General features: G+C 40.6%; 19 protein-coding genes. 17 read left to right on the top strand and 2 right to left on the bottom strand.

What is annotated here, in order from left to right; translation table 11 throughout:
* Positions 1–13: 13 nt before the first annotated feature.
* The 17 genes from ACPEPR_RS01495 to ACPEPR_RS01415 all read left to right on the top strand — a co-directional run bounded on the left by ACPEPR_RS01495 (position 14) and on the right by ACPEPR_RS01415 (position 21,986).
* The gene (locus ACPEPR_RS01495) at positions 14–2,077 is read left to right on the top strand and encodes a type IV pilus secretin PilQ (protein WP_423561844.1); all 2,064 of its coding nucleotides are present in this window, start codon (positions 14–16) and stop codon (positions 2,075–2,077) included.
* Positions 2,078–2,113: 36 nt separating this feature from the next.
* Complete coding sequence (gene aroK, locus ACPEPR_RS01490) at positions 2,114–2,656, top strand: shikimate kinase AroK (RefSeq protein WP_075167858.1); 543 nt, start codon at positions 2,114–2,116, stop codon at positions 2,654–2,656.
* Between the two features lie 22 nt (positions 2,657–2,678).
* Positions 2,679–3,761, top strand: a complete 1,083-nt coding sequence (gene aroB, locus ACPEPR_RS01485; protein ID WP_016658450.1) for a 3-dehydroquinate synthase — start codon at positions 2,679–2,681, stop codon at positions 3,759–3,761.
* A gap of 12 nt (positions 3,762–3,773) precedes the next feature.
* Positions 3,774–4,610 (top strand): hypothetical protein, encoded by an 837-nt coding sequence (locus ACPEPR_RS01480; RefSeq protein WP_423561843.1) that lies wholly within the window; start codon positions 3,774–3,776, stop codon positions 4,608–4,610.
* A 438-nt stretch (positions 4,611–5,048) separates the two neighbouring features.
* Positions 5,049–9,524 (top strand): glutamate synthase large subunit, encoded by a 4,476-nt coding sequence (gene gltB / locus ACPEPR_RS01475; protein ID WP_180192313.1) that lies wholly within the window; start codon positions 5,049–5,051, stop codon positions 9,522–9,524.
* Positions 9,525–9,597: 73 nt separating this feature from the next.
* The gene (locus tag ACPEPR_RS01470; RefSeq protein ID WP_423561842.1) at positions 9,598–11,019 is read left to right on the top strand and encodes an FAD-dependent oxidoreductase; all 1,422 of its coding nucleotides are present in this window, start codon (positions 9,598–9,600) and stop codon (positions 11,017–11,019) included.
* 185 nt (positions 11,020–11,204) lie between these two features.
* The gene (locus ACPEPR_RS01465) at positions 11,205–11,795 is read left to right on the top strand and encodes a LemA family protein (RefSeq protein ID WP_423561841.1); all 591 of its coding nucleotides are present in this window, start codon (positions 11,205–11,207) and stop codon (positions 11,793–11,795) included.
* 26 nt (positions 11,796–11,821) lie between these two features.
* Positions 11,822–12,886, top strand: a complete 1,065-nt coding sequence (locus ACPEPR_RS01460; RefSeq protein WP_423561839.1) for a TPM domain-containing protein — start codon at positions 11,822–11,824, stop codon at positions 12,884–12,886.
* Positions 12,880–13,440, top strand: coding sequence for a TPM domain-containing protein (locus ACPEPR_RS01455; protein ID WP_423561838.1), 561 nt, complete (start codon positions 12,880–12,882; stop codon positions 13,438–13,440). Before ACPEPR_RS01460 ends, ACPEPR_RS01455 begins: the two co-directional genes overlap by 7 nt.
* Before the next feature lie 195 nt (positions 13,441–13,635).
* A complete protein-coding gene (locus tag ACPEPR_RS01450) occupies positions 13,636–14,115 on the top strand; it encodes a pilin (RefSeq protein WP_423561837.1) in 480 nt (159 codons plus the stop codon).
* A gap of 46 nt (positions 14,116–14,161) precedes the next feature.
* Entirely contained in the window at positions 14,162–16,096 is a 1,935-nt protein-coding gene (locus tag ACPEPR_RS01445; protein ID WP_423561836.1) for a tetratricopeptide repeat protein, read from the top strand.
* The gene (locus ACPEPR_RS01440; protein ID WP_423561856.1) at positions 16,096–16,947 is read left to right on the top strand and encodes a glycosyltransferase family 2 protein; all 852 of its coding nucleotides are present in this window, start codon (positions 16,096–16,098) and stop codon (positions 16,945–16,947) included. The genes ACPEPR_RS01445 and ACPEPR_RS01440 overlap by 1 nt, the downstream gene beginning before the upstream one ends.
* Positions 16,948–16,951: 4 nt before the next feature.
* Positions 16,952–18,667, top strand: coding sequence for an ABC transporter ATP-binding protein (locus ACPEPR_RS01435; protein WP_423561835.1), 1,716 nt, complete (start codon positions 16,952–16,954; stop codon positions 18,665–18,667).
* A 14-nt stretch (positions 18,668–18,681) separates the two neighbouring features.
* On the top strand, positions 18,682–19,479 hold the full coding sequence (locus tag ACPEPR_RS01430) for a hypothetical protein (RefSeq protein ID WP_423561834.1): 798 nt from the start codon (positions 18,682–18,684) through the stop codon (positions 19,477–19,479).
* A gap of 47 nt (positions 19,480–19,526) precedes the next feature.
* Positions 19,527–20,420 (top strand): polysaccharide pyruvyl transferase family protein, encoded by an 894-nt coding sequence (locus ACPEPR_RS01425; protein ID WP_423561833.1) that lies wholly within the window; start codon positions 19,527–19,529, stop codon positions 20,418–20,420.
* 25 nt (positions 20,421–20,445) lie between these two features.
* Positions 20,446–21,234 (top strand): GT-D fold domain-containing glycosyltransferase, encoded by a 789-nt coding sequence (locus tag ACPEPR_RS01420; protein WP_423561832.1) that lies wholly within the window; start codon positions 20,446–20,448, stop codon positions 21,232–21,234.
* Positions 21,234–21,986: a glycosyltransferase family 25 protein gene (locus tag ACPEPR_RS01415; protein ID WP_423561831.1), complete on the top strand. Its 753-nt coding sequence runs from the start codon at positions 21,234–21,236 to the stop codon at positions 21,984–21,986. Before ACPEPR_RS01420 ends, ACPEPR_RS01415 begins: the two co-directional genes overlap by 1 nt.
* Here the strand turns inward: ACPEPR_RS01415 and ACPEPR_RS01410 are convergent.
* Complete coding sequence (locus ACPEPR_RS01410) at positions 21,966–23,033, bottom strand: glycosyltransferase (protein WP_423561830.1); 1,068 nt, start codon at positions 23,031–23,033, stop codon at positions 21,966–21,968. The genes ACPEPR_RS01415 and ACPEPR_RS01410 overlap by 21 nt on opposite strands.
* A complete protein-coding gene (locus ACPEPR_RS01405) occupies positions 23,030–24,118 on the bottom strand; it encodes a glycosyltransferase family 4 protein (protein ID WP_423561829.1) in 1,089 nt (362 codons plus the stop codon). The genes ACPEPR_RS01410 and ACPEPR_RS01405 overlap by 4 nt, the downstream gene beginning before the upstream one ends.
* Between the last annotated feature and the right edge of the window lie 112 nt (positions 24,119–24,230).

Genomic DNA, 24,230 nt, shown 5'->3' with positions numbered 1-24,230 from the left:
TAAAGGAATAAAAATGAATAATACTGTGAAAGATTTTATTTTTGGGGATGGCATTACAATGAACAATTTGTTCCGTCAGTTTTCAATGGGCGCTGTTGCGATGGCCGTCATGCAAGTGGCCAATGCGCAGGTCAGCATTACCAATATTGTACCAATGCAAATTCCAGGACAAGGTACTGAAATTCGTGTCATGTTCAATGGCTTGCCACCTCAGCCTGCAGCCTATCAGCTTGAGCAGCCATCACGTTTGGTGCTGGATTTTGATAAAGCCCAGCAGACCTTAAAACAGGCCAGCATTCCGGTTGCGACTCGGGAAGCCAGCTCGGTTGATGTCAGTTCCGATGCCCAGCGTGCACGTTTAACGGTTAATCTGGCTGAAGCGGGTGCTTTTACTACCCGTGTTGAAGGCAATACTTTTATTCTTAAAATTAACAGCACTCAGGCAGCCGTAACGCCAGTGACGGTACAGCAGACGGCTCAAGGCGTATCGAATATCGGCTTCCAGCGTGGTGCAGAAGGGGAAGGTCAGGTAGTAATTGACCTGGCAGGCAGCAATATCCCGGTCGATGTGCAACAGCAAGGCAGTAAAATTATTGTCCGTACCTTGGGCAATAAAATTCCTGCACATCTGGCGCGCCGTTTAAACGTCAATGATTTTGCCACCCCGGTATCTACCATTGATGCGCAAAATGATGGTGGCAATGGGGTAATTACTATTCAGTCTGCCGGAAGCTATGAATATATGGCGTATCAGGCAGAAAATAAACTGACCATTAGCCTGAAACGTCCGGTAGATAAGAACCCGTTCAAACCGCGTGCAGCACAAAGCTATACCGGCAAAAAGATTTCTTTAGATTTCCAGGATATTGAAGTGCGTCGTGTGCTGCAGTTACTGGCGGATTTTACTGGAATTAACATGGTTGCCGCCGATACGGTACAAGGTAATATCACCTTACGTCTCAAAGATGTGCCGTGGGATCAGGCGCTGGATATTATTTTAAAAACCAAAAATCTGGATAAACGCCGTAATGGCAATGTGATCTGGATTGCACCCGTCGCAGAGCTGATCAAGGCCGAAGAAGAAGAAGCCAAAGCGATTGCTCAAAGCGTCAAGCTGGCGCCGCTGCAAACCGAATATATCCAGTTAAATTATGCCAAGGCTGCTGATATCGAGAAACTGATTACTCAGAATAAAGGCGCCTCAAACTCTAGCGGATCAGGCAGTAATGATGGGCGAGAAAGTTTATTGAGTTCTCGAGGGTCAGTTTCGATTGATGCCCGTACCAATACCTTAATTGTGAATGATACTCAAGACTTTATTGATAAAATTCGAAATATGGTGGATTTGCTAGATGTTCAGGTCAAGCAAGTCATGGTAGAGGCTCGTATTGTTACCGCTCAAACTGACTTTTCCCGTGAGTTGGGGATTCGCTGGAGTGCCAATAAATTAAATAATCGCCCGGTATGGGGAGGAGACTTCCAACCAAGCTTTGACTTGGGGGTAGATTTAGGTACAGGCTCTGCGGGGACATTTAACTTTGGGTTATTGAAAATTTCAGATTATATGCTGAATCTGGAGTTAACTGCTTTACAGGCGGATGGGCATGGGGAAGTATTGTCTGCACCTAAAGTCCTGACAGGCGATAAACAGAAAGCCTATATTCTACGAGGTGATCAAATTCCATATCAGACTTGGAGTGCAGAATCAGGAACAACCACAAGTTTTGTTGACGCCAACTTAAAACTTGAAGTGACCCCAAGCATTACTCCAGATGGAAAAGTCCAAATGGAATTAAAAATTGAAAAAGATACAGTAGGGCAGTTGACTCAAGCAGGTTATCTCATCAATACCAATGAATTGGAAACCAATGTGTTAGTCAATGATGGTGAAACTGTCGTGCTCGGTGGTATTTTTGATGATATTCAGCAGAACCAGAATGAGCGGGTTCCATTTTTAGGGGAATTGCCAGTGGTGGGTAACTTGTTTAGAAATAATGTGAAAACCAATACTCAAACTGAGTTGCTGATTTTTGTGACACCACGAATTGTTAATGACAGTGTTTCAAGAAATCATTAATATATTTTCAATTTAACAAAATAAATAGGTGACTCCTTGCCAAGCAAAGAGTTTAACGCCCTGCCAAATATCTATTTGGTGGGGCCGATGGGGGCCGGAAAAACCACGGTAGGGCGACATTTGGCAGAGCTGCTCGGACGCGAGTTCTTGGACAGCGATCATGAAATTGAGCGTCGTACCGGGGCCACCATTCCCTGGATTTTTGAAAAAGAAGGGGAAAGTGGTTTCCGTCACCGTGAAACCACCGTCATTGACGAGCTGACCTCTCGTACTCAACTGGTTCTTGCCACCGGCGGTGGTGCAGTCACCCAGGCCCCGAATCGTGAATTCCTCAAACAGCGTGGTATTGTGGTGTATCTGTATACCCCGGTGGAAATCCAGCTGCAACGTACCTACCGCGATAAAAACCGTCCTCTCCTTCAAGTTGAAAATCCTGAACAGAAACTGAAAGATTTGCTTGCAGTACGCGATCCATTATATCGTGAGGTGGCGCATCATATTATTGAAACCAATCAGGGGGCAGCCCGTGATCTGGCGCAAAAAATCCTGAATGTGATCGTGGCGAAGAAATCAATTTAATTGAGTATAGTGTTTTAAAACCATGCAAACCTTATATGTTGAACTCGGCGATCGCCGTTACCCGATTTTTATTGGCAGTGATTTAAATCCTCAGACCTTACTGGAACCTTATATTCAAGGCAAGCAGGTCATGATTGTGAGCAACAGTACCGTGGCGCCTTTGTATTTAGAGCACTATCAAACTGCCATAGAAGCACTGGGTAAACAGGTGGCAACATGTATTTTGCCCGATGGTGAAAAATACAAGGATATTCAGCATCTCAATCTGATTTTTGATGCCCTGCTGGAGGCCGGGTTTAACCGCGATTGTACCGTGCTGGCACTCGGCGGCGGTGTGATTGGCGATATGGCCGGTTTTGCCTCGGCCTGTTTCCAGCGCGGTGTGTATTTTATTCAGGTGCCGACCACCTTGCTGTCTCAGGTCGATTCTAGTGTGGGTGGGAAAACTGGAATTAACCATCCGCTAGGTAAAAACATGATTGGTGCCTTCCAGCAACCGCAAGTGGTGCTGGCCGATATGTCACAGCTCAAGACCTTGCCCGATCGTGAACTGTCTGCCGGTCTGGCCGAAGTGATTAAATATGCACTGCTGGGTGATATTGAGTTTCTGGACTGGCTAGAACAGCATATGGATGCCTTGGTGGCGCGTGATCCGGTTTTACTGGCAGAAGCGGTGTACCGTTCTTGCGCGCACAAAGCCCGTATTGTCGCCAATGATGAAAAAGAGCAGGGCGAACGCGCATTGCTGAATTTGGGTCATACCTTTGGTCATGCCATCGAGTCTTATCTCGGTTATGGCGAATGGCTGCATGGTGAAGCGGTTGCGACCGGCATGGTGATGGCTGCCGATTTATCGCATCGGATGGGCTGGATTTCTGCAGACGATGTTGAGCGTACAAAAAGAATCATTTCTCGTGCCCAATTGCCGATAGTATGTCCTAAAATTCCGTTGGATGATTTTCTCGGTTTTATGGCCCATGACAAAAAAGTGTTGAATGGCCAGTTGCGACTGGTATTAATGCAGCGTCTGGGACAGGCCATCATTACCCGGGAATTTGATCCGGAATTAATGAAACAGTCTATTCTTGCGCATCAGGCAGCATAAATAAGGGATCCCATGGCAGCAGCATCACAAAGCGTCAAACAACGTGTTCAGAATTCTATCTGGTTGGTGTGTGGTGCGCTGTGTCTGCTGCTGGCGATTATCTTCTGGGCCATTACCGATCGTGATGAGCTGGTTGAAGTCGAAAAAGCCCCGGAATCAGAAGTTGAATTACAGATTCAGCCGGCAAAAGTCGCGGCAACCGCGCATTTGGGTGCCCTGATCGACGAAGTCAAACCGCTGGAACAAACCAAGCGTTTAACCGCTTCCGGTTTGCATGAGCCTGAATTTCGCGGCACCAAATTTATCTCCGAGCAGCGTAAAAACCAGACCATTGAGCTGTTTCGCGTGAGCGAAGAAGATATTATCAAGGGCTTTCTGAAAAAACAGGCTGATCGCCAGAATTTTCTTTATATTCGCTTGAGTGGTGAAAGCCGCGCCGAGCAATATGTGTTGCTGTATGGTAATTATAAAAATACCAGTCAGGCGCGAAGCGCTTTAGAACAGCTGGCGCTGCAATTGCCTGCATCGGTCAAACCGGTGGTAACCAGCTTTATGGACTATCTACCGTTTGTGAATGACCTGGGTGCAGAGGAAGTGAGCCTAAACAATAAACTTTATGAAGTGGCTTTAAAGCCAGCTGCGCTGCCGAAAATTGATGAAAGTCTGCTGGCTGCACCAAAACAGAGCGCAACCAGTCCGCAACGCTCCACTACAACCACCACCGTAACCCGCCGTGATCAGGACGGAAACGTGGTGGATGTGCAAAAATCACAAAGTGGTGTTGCTCCACCTGCACCAGCATCGAATAACACCACCACAGAACAAGAAATTAGCGATCCTTTCAATTAAACTGCCGTTCTAAAATAGCGCAGGCTGGTGTATAAAAATAAAGATATGCACAAAAACAGTGCGTATAAAATAAGCGAAACTTCCCTGAAAGCGCACCGCTCTCACTGAAACTTGCCCAAATTAAGTCATTTAAAAATAGCACAATAAAGTTGGCATCATTTTTGCATTATTGGGGCATCAATTGAGTTAATGTCCCTATTTTGGAGCAAGAAAGATTCAATGATTGTGCGAAATCGTCAAATGTTTATGCTTGATTTAAGTGCGTAAAGGCAGTCACGGTTTTCCTCAGCTTGTCATCTTGATCACTCAAGATCAAAGCCAGGAGAAATGAACTTGCTCAACATGGATCTTAAGCTAAGTCAGTCGGACCAGGTCGCAAAAGAAAGTAGATTGTTAATGCCCAGCAAGGGCGCGTTGAAAGAAGGGTACGCTATGCACATGCCATCGCCTAATACTGTAGCTCCCGCTCAAGGTTTATACCAACCGGATGAGTTTAAAGATAACTGTGGTTTCGGTTTAATCGCCCATATGCAGGGTGATGCAAGCCATGATCTCGTCAAGACCGCCATTCATAGTTTGAGTTGTATGACCCACCGTGGTGGTATTGCCGCAGATGGCAAGACGGGCGATGGTTGCGGTCTATTGCTTGCCATGCCAAAGCAGTTCTTCCGTGAAGAAGCCAAACGCTTAAGTGACATTACCTTAAGTGAAGTGTTTGCTGTGGGCACCATTTTCCTGAGCCTCGATCCGGCCTTAGCTGCGCATGCCAAACAGACGTTAACCAAAGAAATTGAAGCAGAAGGCTGTAAAGTCATTGCCTGGCGTGTAGTGCCAACCAATAACGATGCTTTAGGTTCAATTGCCATGCAGTCTTTGCCTGCATTTGAACAGGTCATCGTGAACTGCCCGATTGGCGTGACTGAAGTTGAATTTAACCGTAAATTATTTTTGGCGCGTCGCCGTGCCGAACAGCAACTCAGCAATGATCCGTATTTCTATGTGACCACTTTATGTTCAACTGTGATCAGCTATAAAGGTCTGATGATGCCAGCTGCGATTGCTGACTTCTATACCGACCTGGCTGATGAGCGTTTAGCGTCCCATATTGTGGTGTTCCACCAGCGTTTCTCGACCAATACCTTGCCACGCTGGCCGCTGGCGCAGCCGTTCCGTTATCTGGCACACAATGGTGAAATCAACACCATTACGGCAAACCGTAACTGGGCTTTGGCGCGTACCCCTAAATTTGAAAACCCGTTGTTGCCGGGTTTAACCGAGCTGAATCCAATTGTGAACCGTACCGGTTCAGATTCATCCAGCCTGGACAATATGCTGGAAATCCTGGTCGGTGGCGGTATGGATCTGTTCCGTGCGCTGCGTATGCTGGTACCACCAGCCTGGCAGAACGTGGAAACCCTGGATGCAGACCTGCGTGCCTTCTATGAATTTAACTCGAAACACATGGAAGCCTGGGATGGTCCGGCAGGTCTGGTGATTCAGGATGGTCGTCATGCCATCTGTATGTTGGACCGTAACGGTTTACGTCCGGCACGCTGGGTCATCACCAAAAATGGTTACATCACCTTGGCTTCTGAAATTGGGGTTTGGGGTTATGAACCGGAAGATGTGGTGTCGAAAGGCCGTGTCGGTCCGGGTCAGATTCTGGTGGTGGATACCATGACTGGCAAAGTGCTGGACACCAGTGATGTAAACCAGCACCTGAAAAAAATGCGTCCTTACCGTGAATGGTTACGTGAAAATTCAATTCGCGTTCAAGGCAGCCCGGAATTAGAAGAATATTTATGTGATCAGGGCTTAAAAGGCGATGGCCTGAAAGCGGCACAAAAAATGTTTATGGTCACTTTTGAAGAGCGTGACCAGTTACTGCGTCCAATTGCAGAAAGCGGTCAGGAAGCGGTCGGCTCGATGGGCGATGATACCCCAATGGCCGTGTTGTCGCGTCAGGTGCGCCATGTATCGGATTATTTCCGTCAGCAGTTTGCGCAGGTCACCAACCCACCAATCGACCCGTTACGTGAATCGATTGTGATGTCACTGGAAACCTGTCTGGGCCGTGAGCAAAACGTATTTGAACAGGGGCCGGAACATGCTGATCGTCTGATCATTTCCAGCCCGGTACTGTCAAACTCGAAAATGCACCAGATTCGTACTTTAGGACGTAAAGGCTATGAAATTGCCGATATCGACCTGAACTATGCTGAAACAGAAGGTCTGGAGGCAGCAATCACGCGTATTTGCGAGCAGTCTGCGCAAGCGATTCGTGATGGCAAAACCTTGCTGGTACTTTCCGACAAGAAAATCCGTGAAGGCTATCTGCCGGCCAATGCGGTGATGGTGACTGGTGCGGTGCATCACCACCTGATTAATACTGGTTTACGTACCGATGCCAACCTGATTGTGGAAACCGGTTTTGCCCGCGATCCGCATCAATTTGCAGTGTTGCTTGGTTTTGGTGCCACCGCGATCTATCCATATCTGGCTTATGATGTGATCAATGATCTGGTCGCTAAAGGTGAATTGCTCGGTGATCCGGTCTATGCACAATCGAACTTCCGTAAAGGGATTGAAAAAGGCCTGCTGAAAGTCCTGTCAAAAATGGGTATTTCAACTGTTGCTTCGTATCGTGGTGGTCAGCTGTTTGAAGCGGTCGGTTTATCTGCCGAAGTGGTGAATACCTGCTTTAGCGGTGTACCAAGCCGTATTCAGGGCGCGACTTTTGTCGATCTGGAAAATGACCAGAAAAAACTGGCCGATACCGCGTGGAAAGCGCGTAAGCCAATTGATCAGGGCGGTTTGCTGAAATTCGTATTTGGCAAGGAATATCATGCCTTTAACCCGGATGTGATCAACTCCTTACACAAGGCGGTACGTTCAGGCAATTATGCCGATTTCAAAGAATACGCCGAGATTGTGAATAAGCGTCCAATCGCGACCATTCGTGATTTATTCAAACTGAAAACAGACAATTCGATTCCACTGGAACAGGTGGAATCAGTTGAAGAGATTTTACCGCGCTTCGACTCTGCCGGGATGTCTTTAGGGGCCTTGTCACCTGAAGCACACGAAGCGATTGCAATTGCCATGAATACGATTGGTGGTCGTTCAAACTCGGGTGAGGGCGGTGAAGATCCAGCGCGTTACGGCACCATCCGTAACTCGAAAATCAAACAAATTGCATCGGGCCGTTTTGGTGTGACGCCTGCTTACTTAACTTCAGCAGAAGTCCTCCAGATTAAAGTCGCGCAAGGTGCAAAACCAGGTGAAGGTGGCCAGTTGCCGGGCGGTAAAGTAAATGGTCTCATTGCCCGTTTACGTTACTCTGTACCAGGTGTAACCCTCATTTCGCCACCACCGCATCACGACATTTACTCGATTGAAGATTTATCACAGTTGATCTTCGATTTAAAACAGGTGAACCCACAGGCGATGGTGTCGGTGAAACTTGTTTCTGAGCCAGGTGTCGGCACGATTGCGGCCGGTGTTGCGAAAGCGTATGCCGATTTCATTACCATTTCTGGTTATGATGGCGGTACAGCGGCTTCGCCACTTTCTTCTATTCATCATGCCGGTTCTCCGTGGGAGCTCGGTCTGTCTGAAGCACATCAGGCACTGCGTGTGAACGACCTGCGTGGTAAAGTTCGCGTACAAACCGATGGGGGTTTAAAAACCGGTCTGGACGTGGTGAAAGCGGCTATCCTCGGTGCAGAAAGCTTCGGTTTTGGTTCTACCCCAATGATTGCTTTAGGTTGTAAATACCTGCGCATCTGCCACCTGAACAACTGTGCGACCGGTGTGGCGACGCAGCAGGATCACTTGCGTCAGGAACACTATATTGGTGAGCCGCAAATGCTGATCAACTTCTTCACCTTTATTGCTGAAGAAACCCGTGAATGGCTGGCGGCGCTGGGTGTATCCAGTCTGAAAGATCTGATTGGTCGTACAGACTTGCTGGAAATTCTGCCAGGTGAAACCGACAAGCATGCGCATCTGGATTTAAGTGCATTGCTGGAATCGCATCCTGCGGCGGAAGGTAAGGCGCAGTACTGTGAAGTACAAGGCAATGAACCATTCGATAAAGGTATATTGGCCGAGCAGATGGTCAGCGAGATGCTGCCAGCAATTGAAGCCGGTACCGGTGGTGAATTTAATTACAGCATTGGCAACTGTGACCGTTCAATCGGTGCACGTATTTCCGGTGAAATTGCCCGCCGTTATGGCAACCTCGGTATGGAAGCCCATCCGGTGAAAATGAACCTGACCGGTACTGCAGGTCAGTCCCTGGGTGTCTGGAATGCCGGTGGTTTACACATCAAGCTGGAAGGCGATGCCAACGATTACGTGGGTAAAGGGATGGCTGGTGGTCGTCTGTCGATCTTCCCGCCAAAAGGTTCGCCATTCCAGACCCAGAATACCGCGATTATTGGGAACACCTGTCTGTACGGTGCCACTGGCGGTAAACTGTTTGCAGCGGGAACTGCGGGCGAGCGCTTTGCGGTGCGTAACTCGGGTGCCTTTGCCGTGATTGAAGGCGCGGGCGATCACTGCTGTGAATACATGACCGGTGGTATCGTGACCGTACTGGGTAAAGTCGGACATAACTTTGGTGCCGGGATGACAGGTGGTTTTGCTTATGTACTTGATTTGGACAACGACTTCGTTGACCATTACAACCATGAGCTGATCGAGTTAAACCGTATTTCTACAGAGTCGATGGAAGAACACAAAGAGTTCTTGTCACGTATCTTAGATGAGCATATTCAAGAAACGGGTAGTGCCTGGGCGTACAAGATCCGCCATGAGTTTGATTACTACAGCCGCAAGTTCTGGCTGGTGAAACCAAAAGCAGCCAACTTGCTGACTTTGTTAAAGACAACTCAAGCTGATCCTCAATAATTTCACGACTGCAGAAATGAAGCCAGATGCAAGGCAACTGTGAATCCCTTGCATCTAGCCACGGAGTAAAGACATGGCAGAACGCCTAAGTAATGACTTTCAATTCCTGGATGTTGCACGCCAAGACCCAGAGAAAAAAGAGATTGACGTCCGCAAATCTGAGTTTGTGGAAATTTATAAGCCATTTACCGCAGAAGTGGCGACCAACCAGACCCATCGCTGTTTAGGCTGTGGTAACCCGTACTGTGAATGGAAGTGTCCGGTACATAACTACATTCCAAACTGGTTAAAACTGGTTTCAGAAGGCCGTATTTTCCAGGCGGCAGAACTGTGCCATCAGACCAATACTTTGCCAGAAGTTTGTGGCCGGGTTTGTCCACAAGACCGTCTCTGTGAAGGCGCCTGTACCTTAAATGATGGCTTTGGTGCCGTGACCATCGGTAATGCAGAAAAATACATCAATGACACCGCTTTTGCGCTGGGCTGGCGTCCAGACATGTCACATGTCAAATGGACCGATAAAAAAGTCGCGATTATTGGTGCGGGCCCGGCAGGTCTGGGTTGTGCCGATATTCTGGTGCGTAATGGTGTAAAACCAGTCGTATTTGACAAGCGTCCGGAAATTGGTGGTCTGCTGACTTTTGGTATTCCAGAATTCAAGATGGAAAAAGATGTGATGAAACGCCGCCGTGAAATTTTCACCGGTATGGGTGTAGAGTTCCGTTTAAATACCGAAATTGGTACAGATGTTACCATCGACCAGTTACTGGCTGATTATGATGCTGTCTTCATGGGCATGGGTACTTATACCTACATGAAAGGTGGTTTTGCCGGTGAAGACTTAGATGGTGTGTATGATGCGCTGGACTTCCTGATTGCCAACGTGAATCGTTGTCAGGGTTGGGAAAAAGATCCATCGGAATACATCTCTGTGGAAGGCAAAAAAGTGATTGTCCTGGGTGGTGGTGATACGGCGATGGACTGTAACCGCACCTCAATCCGTCAGGGTGCCGAGTCGGTGACCTGTGCCTATCGCCGTGATGAAGCCAATATGCCGGGTTCACGTCGTGAAGTAACCAATGCGCGTGAAGAAGGCGTGGAATTCCAGTTTAACCGTCAGCCAATTGAAATTGTGGGTGAAAATGGCAAAGTTACTGGAGTAAAAGTGGTGACCACACAACTGGGTGAACCAGACAGCCGTGGCCGTCGTAGTCCAGAGCCAATTCCGGGTTCAGAAGAAATTCTGCCGGCAGATGCGGTGCTATTGGCCTTTGGTTTCCGTACCAGCCCAGCCGACTGGTTTGCAGATGTCGAGATTAATCTGGATGGTTCAGGTCGTGTGGTGGCTGCAGAGCAGCAGGAATTTAAATTCCAGACCTCAAACCCGAAAATTTTCGCCGGTGGTGATATGGTGCGTGGTTCTGATTTAGTCGTGACTGCAATCTGGGAAGGCCGTCAGGCTGCTGAAGGTATTCTGGATTACCTCGATATCTAACAGTTAAAAATTCACTGTAATCATTTAAGGAACCTGCTACGGCAGGTTTTTTTAATCTTTAATTATTTCCAAACTTAAAATAGGAAGCATTAAAAAGATTATAAAAAGTAACAAAACTTTAGAAAATACTGTTTAAAATCAAATTAATTATATAAATATCAATAAAGAATTGAGGACGAGACATCATGCGTGTATTAAAACAATCTCTCATAGCTTTGATGCTGGCCAGTACCTTAACCCTGAGTGGCTGTGGCTATAACACCTTACAGGTCAAAGATGAAGCCGTAACGGCGGCCTGGTCGGAAGTACAAAACCAGTATCAGCGCCGTGCCGATCTGGTGCCGAACCTGGTCAATGTGGTGAAAGGCTATGCCGCACATGAAGAGCAGGTGCTGACTGAAGTGACCCAGGCGCGTGCCAATGTGGCTGGCTTAAAAGTCGATCAGGCGGTGCTTGAAGATCCGGCTCTGTTCCAGCGCTATCAGGAAGCGCAAGCACAAATGACCGGCGCTTTGTCGCGTTTAATTGCGGTATCAGAAAATTATCCGGATTTAAAAGCCAATCAGCAGTTCCGGGATTTACAGGTACAGCTTGAAGGTACCGAAAACCGTATTGCGGTGGCGCGTAACCGTTATATCACCACGGTACAGGACTTTAATGCCTATTCACGCCAGTTCCCGCAGGTGATGACCGCAAAAGTAATTGGTATGGACACCAAGCCAAACTTTAGTGCTGATCAAAACGCGCAAACTGCACCAACCGTGTCGTTTGAATAATCCCACGCCCCAAGGAGCCGCGGATCATGCCTGATTCAATTACCGCTCTCATCCGGTGGATACTGCACAGCCTGCTGTTGTGCTGTGCGCTATTGCTCAGTTCACTCAGCCTGGCAGACACCGCTGCTACCGGCTCAGCAGATGACCTGGCGGCGGCGCGTATCATTCAGGAACAGCAACGTGCGGCCAATGCTCGTCATCAGAGTCAGGCAACCGCTGCATCCGAGGCAAGTGTTGAACAACCGGCGATTGCCAATGATATGGCAGAAGGGGAGTCCATCCGCGGCTTGCCGACTTTAAATGAGCCGGTGATTGATCAGGCCAATTTGCTGAGTGCAGCGCAGAAACAGGCGATAAGCCAGCAGATTTTAGCGCTGCATCAGCAGGGTAAAGCGCAAATTGGGGTAGTAATTGTGCCGACCACCGGTCAGGAAGATATTTTTGATTTCGCCATGCGCGTTGCAGAACGCTGGCAATTAGGCTCGGCCAAATATGACAATGGCTTGTTAATGGCAATTGCGGTGAATGACCGCCGTATTCAGATTCTGACCGGTTATGGACTGGAAGGGGTATTGCCCGATATTGTGCTGGGCCGGATTATCAACAACCAGATCACCCCGTATTTTAAACAGGCGCAATATGCCAGCGGCATTGAAGCCGGTCTGGCCGAAATTGAACGTATTTTGAATATGGACCCGGAAGTAGCGGCCACTGCGGCTAAAGAGCTGCAAGAACGCCAGCAACAGGCACTGCGTGAGCAGCAGGCACGGGAAAAAACCTTTAATACAGTAATTTTTATTTTAATCGCCGGGGTGATTGGCTCCTATATTGTTGGTAAACGTCTCAGCGCCTCAACCGCTGCGGTAGCAGCTACCGTGGCAGGGCTGGTCAACGGCGTGGGCGTATTTACCAGTCTGTTGATGGGCCTTGGGATTTTCTTTTTACTCATTACCGCACTGGCCCAAGCGATTTTTCATATTTTCCTGGCCTCGGCCGGTCGTGGCGGTGGAGGCGGCGGCTTTGGTGGTGGCGGTGGATATAGCGGCGGAGGCGGCGGCTTCGGCGGGGGAGGAGCATCAGGATCATGGTAACCACAACAGATACAACCGAAATTATTACCCAGCCGAAAACTCAGGAGCTGAGTCAACTCAGTTTAAAACGCTGGTTTAAGCACTTTTTCTATATGCCGGCCACCAAGCGCTTTTTTAACCAGCAGGACCAGTACGCGATTGCGCATGCGGTCACAGAAGCCGAGCATGGTCATATTGGCGAAATTCAGGTGGTGATTGAGGGCTGTCTGCCTTCGCGTTTGGCTTATTATCAGGATACGCGTACCCGCGCACGACAGTTGTTTGCTGAATTAGGTGTTTGGGATACGGAATATAACAGTGGGGTACTGCTTTATTTAAACCTGTGTGAGCGAAAAGTCGAGATTGTGATTGACCGTGGTATTAAACATGCTACCGAGCAGCAGGTCTGGGATGAGATTTGCCAAAAAATGGTGTATGGCCTAACGCAAAGAGAGTATCAGCAGGCAGTGATCTTGGGGGTTAAAGAAATTGGCATGATTTTAGATGGTTTTTATGACCGGAAAATTCAGGATGAAGCTAATGAGTTGGGGAATAAGCCAATCATTCTTGGTTGATGTTGTAAATATGTGACAATAAGTGTCACTTTTTTACATAAAAATACATTAAAAAAATAAAGTGAAAAATTTTTATTCTTAAATGGCTGTTTTTTCTTTAAATATATTTATAATGAAAGTTGGCACACATAGTGCTATATACAAAATAGCTTACAAAGCTTATAAAAAATTAACAAAACATTTGTGGAGAATGTTATGAACGCTCAAAAAGGTTTTACCTTAATTGAATTAATGATCGTTGTAGCGATCATTGGTATTTTGGCTGCAATTGCGATTCCGGCGTATCAAAACTATACAAAGCGTGCACATGTGACAGAGGGCCTTAACCTTGCAGGCGGTGCTAAAGCTGCGGTAGCAGAATTCTACTCTTCAAATAACCGTTTTCCTAAGAATAATGCGAGTGCTGGTTTAGCTTTAGCCACAGATATTAAAGGGAATGCGACGGAGTCTGTTGGTGTAGGTCAAGTCGATGGTCTTGCAACAACATCCTCAGCAGATAAAGATGGACTTATTTTTATTAAATATAGTTCAAAAGTAGATGGAACTAAGAATACGTTAGTATTAAGCCCATCAACAACATCGGGCGGTATTCAATGGAAATGTACGCGTACAAATTCTCAAATTACATCTGGTACTGGGATAGATCAAGAATTAGTACCATCTAACTGCCGTTAATCGTGAGTTAAATACGTAAAACGCTCATCTTGTATGGGCGTTTTTTATGCATCTGTTGGATAAATATATGTACAAAAAGTATATCCCGAGTCTTTTATTTTGTTTAACTTTATTGATAGGATTTGGGATTTATACTGTTGGTTTAAAAGGTTCTTTTTTATTTGATGATTACCCTAATCTTTCAGATTTAGGTACCTATGGGGTAATCGACTCTTGGGATAAAGCTTATAATTTTATTAATGGTGGTTTTGCTGGACCCACAGGTCGTCCTGTCTCATTAGCAAGTTTTTTATTAGATGCAAATACTTGGCCTGCTTCTCCATATCCTTTTAAATATACCAATTTGATGGTGCACATACTCAATGGAGCTTTATTATGTTGGGGATTAATTTTATTACTACGTAGTTATGGTTATAAAGAAGAAAAAGTTCTCTGGTTAGCGTTAGTCACTACAGCTTTTTGGTTATTACATCCTTATTTTGTTTCTACAACGCTTTATGTTGTTCAGCGTATGGCTCAATTAGCAACGTTGTTTAGTCTGGTAGGGATCATTGGTTATTTAAAATTTAAAACTTATATTCCTACTAGGCCTGTTATGGCTTATGTAGGTATGACGCTATTCTTGGGTATTGCAACAATTTTAGCAACCTACAGTAAGGAAAATGGAGCGTTGTTGCCACTACTCCTTCTTGTAATAGAATTTTGTAACCCTCGAGCTCAAGTCAGATTGATATGGCAATGGAAATGGCTATGCCTTTATACTCCATGTTTTATCATCTTATATATCTTAGCTCGATCTTTTACTTTGGCGGAAAACCCTTGGCCGAATCGTAACTTTAATATGATTGAGCGACTATATAGTGAAGCTAGAATTGTTACAGAATATCTTTTCAATCTTTTTATACCTCAAATTGAACTAAGAGGTTTATATCAAGATGGTTATTTAGTTTCTCGATCATTATTTCAGCCTATAACTACGCTTTTCTCAATAATTTTTCTTTTTGTACTTCTGATTTCAGCATTCTTAGCAAAACAGCGATATCCTTTGTATGCCTTAGCTGTACTATTCTTCTTTGCAGCGCATCTTATGGAGTCGACAACGATTGGTTTGGAGTTATATTTTGAACATCGTAATTATTTAGCAGCATTATTTTTATTCTTACCTATTGCAAGTGCTTTTTATATTCTAAAAGAAAAAATTGATCAAAAGTTAGTGGTTTTAGTTGTTCTATCGATACTAGGAGTATTAAGCTTTTTTACTTATGAACGTGCTAAATTATGGAGTAATATTGATAAGTTACAACTTTATTGGGCAGAAAGTTCACCCAATTCAGCCCGTGCACAGAGTTCAATTGCAGGTATTTTATATGATGCAGGGCGAGTAGAGGAAGCGAACCAGTTCTTAGACGCAGCGATAATACGTTTACCTCATAGTGCTTTATTAAGTATGCGTTTGTTAATGCAGAAGGTGTACTCACATACTGCTGTAGAGCAAGATTTCCAGCAGGCTGCTGAACGGTTGAGGGATCAGCCCTTTGATGCACAGGCAATTCAAGCCCTGAGAAATTTGACTGAACATATTGTAGAACAGGAAGTTGTTTATCTTTATGGGCAATGGACCTTGGATTTAATTGATAATTTAGAAAATAATAAGGCTTATAATCAACTTCCTTTATTTCAAAGATTGATGCCTTACCTTAAAGCTAAAATTTATTTGGCAAAAGGTGATCAATATGAATTTATGAATTATTATCAATTAGCTATAAAGTATTATGCAGATGTTGAGGCTGGTCTGATGATGGTGGCTGAAATTGGTTCCAAGGGGTTTAACCAAGAGGCATTGATATTATTAGATCAAGTTGAAAATATTTATAAAAATCAAACCCAATCGAATTTAAAACGTTCTAAGAGTGAATATGATTTTGAATTAATGCGGGTGCGAGAAATATTGATGAGTCGTATCAAAGATCAAAAGGATTAATTTTGAAAATTAGCATTGTTCTTCCTGCTAAAAATGAAGCAGGTGCAATTGGTCAAACTATTGTTAATATTCAGCAGTTAAATATTGCGAATGAAATCATAGTAGTGAATGATGGCTCTACAGATAATACAAAAGATATCGCTGAAAAAGCAGGTGCAAAAGTAATTTCACATCCCTACTCCAAAGGTAATGGTGCAGCAATTAAAACAGGTGCTCGTCATGCTTCTGGAGATGTGATTATCTTCATGGATGCTGATGGTCAGCATGATCCCAATGATATTCCTCGTTTATTACATAAAATTGAACAAGGTTATGATTTGGTCGTGGGTGCGCGTCAAAAAGGCTCGCAGGCAAGTTTAGGTCGTGGTATTGCAAATGGTCTTTATAATAGCCTTGCTTCTTATATGACGGAACATAAAGTCGAAGATTTAACTTCAGGTTTTCGTGCAGTGCGTGCTGAAAAATTTCGTGAATTTTTATATCTTTTGCCCAATGGTTTTTCATATCCAACGACCAGTACAATGGCATTTTTTAGAGCAGGTTATTCGGTTACCTATATACCTATTCATGCTGCAAAGCGTATTGGTAAAAGCCATATCCAACCATTAAAAGATGGAGTTCGTTTTTTCTTAATTATTTTTAAAATTGCGACATTGTTTTCACCATTAAAAATGTTTTTACCGATTGCTGTTGTATTATTTTTAATGGCGACAGGTTGGTATGGGTATACATTATATGAATATCATCGTTTTACGAATATGAGTGCGTTACTTTATACGGGCAGTGTAATGATTTTTCTTATGGGATTGATTTCAGAACAAGTTACAGCTTTGATGTATAAAGAGAATTAGTTTGATGTTACAAAGTTTAAAACAGCTTTGGAGAATATTAACTCCATTAGATAAGCGTAAAGTCATATATGTGCTTATTTTGGTTATGGGAATGGCATTAATCGAGTCGGCAGGTGTGCTATCAATTATGCCTTTTTTAGCTGTGCTATCTAATTCAGATGTTATACAGACGACACCTATTCTAAAAAAAATATATTCATTTTTAGCATTTGATGATGAAAAACTATTTATTGCTTATTTGGGGTTATTTTCTTTTTTTATTGTTGTATTTTCAGCAACATTAAAAATTTTGACTCAATATGCTGTTAACCGTTTTTCAAATTTACAGAGACATTACTTCTCTGAAAGATTATTAAAAATTTATTTAAATCAAAAATATGAATTTTTTATTCAAAAAAATAGCTCTGTATTAATTAAAAATGTACTCTCGGAAGTAGATCAACTCATTTTAACTATGATTTTACCAGCTTTAACGATGCTATCATATGGTGTGGTTTTACTAGCAATGATTAGTATTTTATTGGTATATGATCCTATTATGGCAGTGGCTACAGCTAGCATCTTAACTCTTTTTTATTTTTCTATCTTTATACTAGTCAAAGTAAAACTTAAAAATATAGGCGAAGAATATACCCAAGCGAATAAAGAACGATATCAAAATTGTCAGGAAGCGTTGGTTGGTATAAAAGATGTCATTATCAATGATGCAAAACAAGGCTATATCGATCAGTTTGAGAAATCATCTAGAGTATTTGCTCGGCATTTTGCAACGAGAGATACTTTAGGGCAAATTCCACTTAATATCATTGAAACAGTAGGTTATGGTTTATTAATAGGTGTTGCTGTTTTCTTGATTTTCTCAGGTAAAGAGGTTTCACATATATTACCAATACTAGGTCTTTATGGTTTTGCTGCATATAGGATGCTACCTGCTGCACAAAATATCTATCGTGCAATGTCTCAGCTTAAATTTTCTGAACAAGTATTGAAAGTATTAATACCCGAATTTGCTTTAGAAAAAAAGGATATAGATTTAGATAACTGTATAAAAAAAACAGAGATAAAATTCGAAGAAGTCATTCGCTTAGAAAATATTTATTTTGCATATCCAAACCGATTGGATAAGCCTGTTTTTAAAGATTTGAGTATAGAAATAACTAAAAATAGTAGTTTAGGAATTATGGGGAAAAGTGGTAGTGGTAAAAGTACCCTTATGGATATTATGCTGGGGCTATTAACACCAACACATGGGAAAATTTATGTTGATAACATAGAGCTATCTGAAAAAAATGTAGATGCGTGGCGAAATATAGTGGGCTATGTTCCACAATCTATTTATTTAGTAGATAAGACGATTGCTGAGAACATTGCATTTGGAATACCTAAACATGAAATTGATATAGAACAGGTTAAAAAGGTAGCAAAACTTGCTCAAATCGATGATTTTATTTGTAATGATTTAGCTCAACAATATAATGAAGTTATTGGTGAGAGAGGTTTAATGCTGTCTGGTGGGCAGAGACAACGTATAGGTATTGCGCGGGCGTTATATAAAAAACCTCAAGTATTATTTATGGATGAAGCTACTAGTGCATTAGATACTGAAACTGAACTTGCAGTTAATGAATCTATTCATAATTTGAATGGAAAAATTACAATAGTAATTATCGCACATAAATCGAGTGCTATTGAAAACTGCGATCAAATTTTACACATGTAAGATGGATGAAAATCGTGAAATTATTAACATTTATTATTCCAATAAAACATAAGGATAATATAAAAGACAAAGATAAATTTATGTCAAATTTATCACAAACAATTTCATCTATTTGTAATCAGACTAATACTAATTGGAATGCTGTAATAGTTGTAAACAAAGAGACTCCACTTCCTTACATTCCTCCTGAGATTTATGTGAAATATGTTGATTTACCATCAAATAAATTTTACGAGAAAGACTCATCTAATGATGTAAAAAAGTTTCAAGATGCTGTGAAGCTAGACAAAGGCACTAGAGTTTTAGAAGGCATTAAGCACGTTAGTGATTCAATGTATTATATGGTTGTTGATGATGATGATCTAATTAGCTGTAATATTACCCAGTTTGTTTATGAAAATAGTGATAATTTAGGCTGGGTTATTAAATATGGATATCTTTGGAATGATTGTGGAAAAATTCTTTATAAAATAAATGACTTTAATAACTTATGTGGCACATCATTAATTATTAGGTCTGATTTATACAAGTTAATTGGTGTTAATGAAAATATATCTATAAATTGCATTAAAAATGTTTTAGGTAGCCATATAGATATTACTGAAATTTTACAAAAAAAAGAAATTATACTGGATGAACTTCCATTCAGAGGTGCTATTTATAGAGTTGGACATGCTTGTTCTCATAGTAAAAATAAAAAAATTTGGAGACATTTTTTTAAAATTAAATTATTAATTAATCCATTATTATTATTCAAAGAAATTTTAAAAATAAGATGGCTTACTGAGCGTATTAGGGGTACTTTTTTTTAATTGATTCTATTATAATCATTTTAACGTGTATTATTTTAATGCTAGACATGAATTTTAAAAAAATATTTAAATCTGAAATGGTGGAAAAATCTTATTTTGAGTTAAAAGAACCACACGTATTAACAGAAATAAAACCCATAAAGGCATATTGGTGGGATACGTGCCCTAATTTTGGAGATGTGATAGGTCCTTGGTTGATAGCTGAAATGACTAAAAAAACAATTATCAACATAAAGGGTAAACAATCTGATGAAGCTATATTTTCAGTAGGATCTATTATTGAGCATATTGATAGAAACTATAGTAATAATATTATTTGGGGAAGTGGATTAATACAACCATTAGATGATAATTGGTTAATAAAACGAAAGTTAAAGAAATCCTCCATTAAAAAAGTTTGTGCCGTGAGAGGGAAATTAACTCAATATCAATTGAAAACTAAATTAGGGTGGGATGTTCCTGATATTTATGGTGACCCGGCACTGTTATTGCCTCGGTATTATCAACCTCAAAGTACAAATTTGCAGAAAAAAATAGCTATTTGTCCGCATTTTTCACATAAATTATTTTTTAATAATTTAAAAGATAGTGAGATGTGGAATGTTTTGGATGTTTGTGAACATCCACAAAAAGTAGTAAGTAAAATAGTTAATTCTTCATGCTGTATTTCAACTTCATTACATGGAATTATTGTGGCTCAAGCATACGGTGTGCCTTGGTTGTGGCTAAATATCAGAAATAATGAATTGATCGGAGGAGAATTTAAATTTCTCGATTTCTTTTCCGTGCTAAAAGAAGAGAATATTCCATCCTCTATTATTGATACTAAGGATATTACATCTGAAAATTTATTAGAGCTATCTAAAAAGAGTAGATTATTGACTTTGAATATTTCCTTGGATGACTTAGTGTCAGTGTTCCCTTATAACACTATTAACTAAGCTGAGTTACTATTAGGAGAGGTGTTTGAATAAATTATTAAAAAAACTATTGAATATTATTGATTATATTAATGTAGGATCTTATATATTTATTTCAGAAGAAATATCTACTTTTGAAAATAATAATATTCATGATTTAAAAAAGACATTAGATTTAGTATATCAAAATGAGCTTAGTTTAGTTCGATTTGGTGATGGGGAGATAAATCATTGCTTGTATCCGCATGTTTCAAGCGATTGGCAAGAATGCTCTATTGAGTTGTCGAATGAATTGTCTTCTATTCTCGTTGATGAAAATGAAAAATTATTGATTTGTATTCCAGCAGCAAACTCATTTAGCAGATGGTGGAAAAGGTACTGGATAAATAACTGGTATCCATTTAAGACAAAGATTAATTTAAGAAAAAAATATGGTAATTCATTTATTACCCGTCCTGAGTTCTTTCTAGCATACAAGCATGAAGGTGTAAATTTATGGAAGCGTATTTGGGAGAATAAAGATGTCATATTTATAACAGGTGAAGGGAGTAGATTTAATTACACTCATAATTTATTTTCAAATGTAAGGTCATATGAGACACTATTTTCTAAGAGTAAAAATGCTTTTTCTGATTTGAATAGGCTTTTGAAAATATTAGATAATGAAAATAATAAAGAAAAGCTATTCCTTATAGCTTTAGGTCAAACTGGTACGGTCTTAGCCTATCATTTAAATCATTTAGGATATCGTTCTTTAGATATAGGTCATATAGATAGATCATATGATTACGTATTTAGAAATGGTAAATCTCCAGAAAAAGTTAGTTATAAATAATGAAAATATTTGTAATTTCATTAATTTCAGATGAAGTAAGACGGGAAAATTTAAAAATGTGTTTTCCCAAAATGTACAGTACTTTTAATTTTGTGAATGCGGTAGATAAGAATCAAGTTGATTTATTGATAGATCATATTAATGTTAAATCTTTAAAAGTTCCAATTTCACAAGTTGAGATAGCATGCGCCTTAAGTCATTCTTCAATATACAAAAAAATTGTGTTAAATGATCTGGATAGTTGTCTTATATTGGAAGATGATATTATTGGTTCAGATCAAGATATTGATAAAGTAGTAGAAATTTATAGAAAGCTTCCTAAGAATAGTATTTTGCTTGCAGGAGGAATGGATGGAATGAAGTCGATGAACTATTTGTATGGAGAATTAGTTTACTCTCATGTTTATCGAATACATCCCGCTTATTATCAATTCTTGGTTAGAGCATGCTGTTATGTTATTCCTAAAAGTATTGCAGCAAAAATATTAGCGATTCAGGAAAAAAGTATTATTCGAGCAGATGAGTGGGGTAAATTTTTAAAGAATGAGAATAATGTTTATTTTTCCCCAATATTTCACCATCCATTAGACCTTAAACATAGTCATATAGAGATTTCCCGTAGAAAGGAATTGAATGGTGTTTTTAAACGATTATTTAAAGAGGGTTTTTTCTTTACTGGTTATAAAATGTTAAAGCGTAATATGCTAAAACTATATGCCAAATTTAAAGGCTTAAAAGCTGTTTTTAAATAATGCTATTGAAATGGTTTCCCATGTGTTTTTTTGATTTTTTGTGAAAATATTGTTTAGATGTGTAAATTGTTTTTGAATAGAGTCTGCTAATTGAGTAGGGTTTTCTGTAGAACAAAAAATTGCTTTATGATTTATCATTGATGGTAAGTGATTTAAATTATTTTCGGACTTCGTTGCGACGATGGGAATTCCCATTTCAATGTATTCACTAATTTTACATGAAGAAGCATTATCTAAAAATTCGGAAGTTCTATAAGGTAATGTTAAAATATCACAACACGCCATTGCAATGGGTATATTTTTAAATGGTACATTTCCTAAATAATTTATGAATTCATGTTCTAGATTTAAATCATCACGTTTTTTTCCACCTAGTAATAGATAAATATTTTTATTATCTTTACGTAATAATTTTACAGCGGTAATTAAATCATCGATACCGCGTTCTATCTCCATACTACCAAAGTAACCAACATAAATTTTATTTTGATCTAAATTAAAATACTTCCTAGATTGAGTTTTATCTCTAGGATAAAAGTGATTGGTATCTACACCATTTGGTACTAATATTGTTTTTTTACAAAGTTGTTCACTGTTACTCTTAAGTTTTTTGCTTGCAAAAAAACAAGTATCAGCATGTTTTAGTAAAAAAACAAATAAATTGTTAAAGCCTAAATTTCTGTATCCAGAGAAAGCATCATATTTATCATAAACATCAAAGATAAATTTTGAACGACAAAGTTTTGCTAGAATATAAGCAAATAAGCCGATATAACAATCACCGCTTGCTACAATAGTTTTTGGTCTATAAATGAATATTGTTTTTAATATATTAAATAAAAATATTAGGCTAAAAAGAGGGGTAGATAAAATATTTAAAGAATTATGTTTGTCTTTAATTTTGTCTTTACTGTGGTAATCAACTAACCATAAACTGGTTTCTATTTCTTTAGACCAATAATATGGAAGTTGGTAAATTCGACCAAATTTTTCTGTATAAGCATCACGATTGGTATAAAAACGTTTTCCAATAAATAATATGCTCATTTAAGATGCTCTATATTTGATCTAAATTTTATCTTTAATTTCGACCATGAAAAATTATTTGCGAAATTTTGACATTCAAATTTATCTAATAATATTTTATCATTAAGAATATCAATAGTGTTTTCTGTTAACTTGGTATATTGATCATGTTCGATTAATAAGCCGGTTTTACCATCATGTACAGCATCAACAATCCCACCCGTAGCAAAAGCTACCGTTGGCGTCCCATGTGCTGCAGCCTCAATCGCTACCATTCCAAAGCCTTCAGGATCTTCAGGGATATGTTTTACTGGGAATACGTGAATATCCGCAAGATAGTACCAACATGAGAGGATCGTATCATCACTAATATTACCTACAAAAAGAATATGATCCGATATGCCATGCTGTTGAGCCGTTTCAATAATTAATTCTTTACTCTGTAGATTTTTATTAAGAGATTGACTTGGTGTATCGCCAATAATCACTAAAACAGTATTGGGGTGTTTGGCCACAATTTCAGGTAATGAAAAATTGACAAACTCATTCAGACCTTTACGCTGTGTTAATCTTCCGACAGATATTAATATTTTTTTATCATGCAATCGATGTTTTTCTTTAAGGGATTGAATTAGATTTTCATTTCTTGGTAGAGGAGGATAAGTCACTCCTGGATAAATAATCGTTAATTTTTCCTGCGATACTCCTTTTTTTAAGCAGATCTCATGTGTTGGTGTGCTGTTAGCAATAACGTTACGGGCACTACGAATCATGGGAATCCATATCTGATTATAAATCCAATGATTGGTTGCAATATCTAAACCATGAATGTAAATAATACTTTTTTTTCTAAATACTTTTGCCCAAAAAACTACAATAGGTGCAGTTAAACCACTTCCTGCAAATAATACCTCCGGTTTGTAACGTAGACAAATTATAAAAGTATGGAAAAAAGCTAAAATTAAAAATAAAGGCAGAGGACTCAAAGGTATCCCAAAAAACTTACATTTTTGCGGTGCTTGCTTTTGGGCTTCTTTATGACTAAGCAGAAAAACCTCATGCTCATAACTCAGCTCATCCGCAATATGCCAATTTAATCTTTCCATGCCTCCTATTAGAGGAGGAAGGTTTCGAGTCACGATTAGAATTTTTTTTGAATTCATGAGGTTGTAAAAATAAAATAGCCGTTTTAATCTCTTTAACTATCATACTTGATTT

It is taken from the genome of Acinetobacter sp. AND/436 (genome assembly GCF_049546925.1).
GTDB lineage: Bacteria > Pseudomonadota > Gammaproteobacteria > Pseudomonadales > Moraxellaceae > Acinetobacter > Acinetobacter indicus.
The sequence above is the reverse complement of the archived record's forward strand: the minus strand, read 5'-3'. Positions and strand labels throughout refer to the sequence as shown.

Excerpts from the sequence above, each read along its gene's own strand:
- ACPEPR_RS01450 (WP_423561837.1), top strand. The coding sequence starts at position 13,636 with ATGAACGCTCAAAAAGGTTTTACCTTAATTGAATTAATGATCGTTGTA.
- ACPEPR_RS01460 (WP_423561839.1), top strand. The coding sequence starts at position 11,822 with ATGCCTGATTCAATTACCGCTCTCATCCGGTGGATACTGCACAGCCTG.
- ACPEPR_RS01455 (WP_423561838.1), top strand. The coding sequence starts at position 12,880 with ATGGTAACCACAACAGATACAACCGAAATTATTACCCAGCCGAAAACT.
- gltB (WP_180192313.1), top strand. The coding sequence starts at position 5,049 with ATGCCATCGCCTAATACTGTAGCTCCCGCTCAAGGTTTATACCAACCG.
- ACPEPR_RS01405 (WP_423561829.1), bottom strand. The coding sequence starts at position 24,118 with ATGGAAAGATTAAATTGGCATATTGCGGATGAGCTGAGTTATGAGCAT.
- ACPEPR_RS01470 (WP_423561842.1), top strand. The coding sequence starts at position 9,598 with ATGGCAGAACGCCTAAGTAATGACTTTCAATTCCTGGATGTTGCACGC.
- ACPEPR_RS01480 (WP_423561843.1), top strand. The coding sequence starts at position 3,774 with ATGGCAGCAGCATCACAAAGCGTCAAACAACGTGTTCAGAATTCTATC.
- ACPEPR_RS01495 (WP_423561844.1), top strand. The coding sequence starts at position 14 with ATGAATAATACTGTGAAAGATTTTATTTTTGGGGATGGCATTACAATG.
- ACPEPR_RS01415 (WP_423561831.1), top strand. The coding sequence starts at position 21,234 with ATGAAAATATTTGTAATTTCATTAATTTCAGATGAAGTAAGACGGGAA.
- aroB (WP_016658450.1), top strand. The coding sequence starts at position 2,679 with ATGCAAACCTTATATGTTGAACTCGGCGATCGCCGTTACCCGATTTTT.
- ACPEPR_RS01425 (WP_423561833.1), top strand. The coding sequence starts at position 19,527 with ATGAATTTTAAAAAAATATTTAAATCTGAAATGGTGGAAAAATCTTAT.
- ACPEPR_RS01410 (WP_423561830.1), bottom strand. The coding sequence starts at position 23,033 with ATGAGCATATTATTTATTGGAAAACGTTTTTATACCAATCGTGATGCT.
- ACPEPR_RS01435 (WP_423561835.1), top strand. The coding sequence starts at position 16,952 with ATGTTACAAAGTTTAAAACAGCTTTGGAGAATATTAACTCCATTAGAT.
- ACPEPR_RS01445 (WP_423561836.1), top strand. The coding sequence starts at position 14,162 with ATGCATCTGTTGGATAAATATATGTACAAAAAGTATATCCCGAGTCTT.
- ACPEPR_RS01465 (WP_423561841.1), top strand. The coding sequence starts at position 11,205 with ATGCGTGTATTAAAACAATCTCTCATAGCTTTGATGCTGGCCAGTACC.